Below are 2,002 nucleotides of genomic sequence, written 5' to 3' on the forward strand. Positions count from 1 at the left end.
GCCGACTTGCCCACGAAGGTGAAGCCGCTCTGCATGGTGATGATGCAGATCGTCAGCACGCCGGAGCGGAAGTACTCGACCTCCCCGACCTTCGCCGTGATGGCAGCAGCTGTGACGCGGGGCGCCGTCGACTTCTCGACCAGCGCGTCGGCCTCGTTGCGCGTCAAAGCCGGGGTGCCGGTGCTGTCGGCCGGCCGCGAGGCGACGGTGTAGGTCGCCTGGAAGACCGAATCCTTGCAGGGGTACAGCTCGCCCTCGACGCCACGGATGATCCAGTCGCCGGGCGAGGCGTTCATCACGCCTTCCGTCGTGTGGATCGACATGAAGCCGGCCTCGACGAACTGGACGATGCCGCCCCGGATCGCGTCGCAGATCCAGACCGGATCCTCTTCCTGATCGGGGCCGCCGGTCCAGCGGAAGGCTTCGATGGTCACGGGCTTCTTGGTGAAGGCGGTCACGGGCGTTCTCCGGTGGGGAAGGGGAGGCAGGCGCGGGTGGGCGTCAGACGACGCACCAGTCCTCGGCGAGCATGTCCGTCTGGGACGCGAGCCAGCCCATCAGAATTTCGCCGGTGGCGGTCTTCATCGTGATGCAGGGCAGGACGGTCGCGGACCCGCCGTTGGCGCGGGCGTATTCGGCGTTGTTCGAGGACCAGAAGTTCTCGAACGCGATCTCCCGGCCGGGCAGGGGGCCGCTCAGCGAGAGCCACATCCCCTTTCCATTCCAGCCGTCGCGGGCGACCCGGGCGCCGGCCTTCAGCTGCTCGATGGCCTGGCCGAAGGTGAGGCCGCGCGTGGCTTTCCGATCGACGACGAACTGCTCCCAGGAGGCGACCAGAAACCCGAGCGGATCGTCCCCGGTCCCGACGTCGGGCAACTGGCGGAGAAGGGCATCGGCCGCTCGCTGTTCGTCCGGCCGATAAGGGTTGGCGTCGAGGTCGCGCTCGCGCCGAAATCCCTTCGCCTGTTCCGTACCGTCGACCATGTCGTGCTCCTGGAGTTGGAGCCGAGCGGCACCGCGCCGCCCGGCGAGGGCGGGTCAGCCGAGGCGGCGCTTGATGCGCTCGAGGGCGTGCTCGATGCGGGTCGCCGGCGTGTGCAGCCCATCGACGACCTGCGTCAGGTAGTCGGCCATACAAACCGGTCCCGACGCGGCCACCGAAGAGGCATCGGTGCCTTCCGGTTCGGGCCCATCCAGAGCCTCGGCAAGCTTCTCGGCGAGCGAGACGCTTGCCCAGAGGCGCTCGCCGACTTGGCCGGCAACGCCGATCGCGCCATGCACCGTGGCGGGACCGGAGTTCACGCCGGCAGCCACGCTCTTCGAGTTCAAATCCATGGTCACTTCTCCTGCTGGGACGCCCGCCACAGCGGCAGGTCGCAAGGGGGGATCACCGGCTTCGCCAGGGATGCAGCCGACGCCAGAGGCGGTCCCACCACGCGCGGATGCGCGCCTTCAGCCGCGCGAAGAGCAGCCTCAGCCGCAGCGACAGCAGGGTCCGAATGGCCGGTGACGCGGGCGGTGATCTCGACTTCATGGGCGAGCTTCCTCAGCTGTCGCTCGACTTCGCGGGCGTGGGCGGCTTCGAGGGCCGCAAGGACGTGGGAGGCGACGGCTTTGGGCGGCCGGTAGCGGAGGGCCCAAAGCTTGGAGAAGGGCAGGGCCGCGCGCTGCGCGACCCGCTTCATGGCGTTGGCCGTGTCGCCCGGGCCGCGGGATTCCCAGCGGAGCAGGTCGTCGGCAAAGAACTGAGCGCGTGAAATGTCAGCGTCAGGCATTTGCTGTTTCCGCAAAGACCTTTTGCACATGCGCAAATCCATCCGTGTTTATTGAGGGGTACGGACAGGACGGGCGGATATGCTTGAGGAGGTTGAACGGGGTACGCACAACATCCGCATGATCGGCAGCTTGGCGGCTCAGATGATCATGCGAATTCACGGACGTGCAGGCCGGTCCCCCGGGAGGGTCGAACCAGCCTGCACGCTCACGCACCGGAGGCTGGCGC

Annotated in this window: 4 protein-coding genes and 1 pseudogene; all 5 read right to left on the bottom strand. The window is 67.9% G+C overall.

From position 1 onward, the window contains the following. Positions 1-458: pseudogene (locus K2X24_RS14455) on the bottom strand (hypothetical protein); the annotation flags it as partial. A 43-nt stretch (positions 459-501) separates the two neighbouring features. Continuing rightward, entirely contained in the window at positions 502-984 is a 483-nt protein-coding gene (locus tag K2X24_RS14460) for a DUF2829 domain-containing protein (protein ID WP_292499081.1), read from the bottom strand. A gap of 54 nt (positions 985-1,038) precedes the next feature. Next, positions 1,039-1,335, bottom strand: a complete 297-nt coding sequence (locus K2X24_RS14465) for a hypothetical protein (protein WP_292499082.1) — start codon at positions 1,333-1,335, stop codon at positions 1,039-1,041. A 2-nt stretch (positions 1,336-1,337) separates the two neighbouring features. Beyond that, positions 1,338-1,775, bottom strand: coding sequence for a hypothetical protein (locus K2X24_RS14470; RefSeq protein WP_292499083.1), 438 nt, complete (start codon positions 1,773-1,775; stop codon positions 1,338-1,340). Continuing rightward, on the bottom strand, positions 1,768-2,002 hold a 235-nt coding region (locus tag K2X24_RS14475), incomplete at its 5' end, for a hypothetical protein (protein ID WP_292499084.1). The genes K2X24_RS14470 and K2X24_RS14475, both read right to left, overlap by 8 nt.

It is taken from the genome of Methylobacterium sp. (assembly GCF_019750675.1).
Taxonomy (GTDB): domain Bacteria; phylum Pseudomonadota; class Alphaproteobacteria; order Rhizobiales; family Beijerinckiaceae; genus Methylobacterium.

Coding starts and splice junctions, on each gene's coding strand:
- K2X24_RS14460 (WP_292499081.1), bottom strand. CDS start 984: ATGGTCGACGGTACGGAACAGGCGAAGGGATTTCGGCGCGAGCGCGAC.
- K2X24_RS14465 (WP_292499082.1), bottom strand. CDS start 1,335: ATGGATTTGAACTCGAAGAGCGTGGCTGCCGGCGTGAACTCCGGTCCC.
- K2X24_RS14470 (WP_292499083.1), bottom strand. CDS start 1,775: ATGCCTGACGCTGACATTTCACGCGCTCAGTTCTTTGCCGACGACCTG.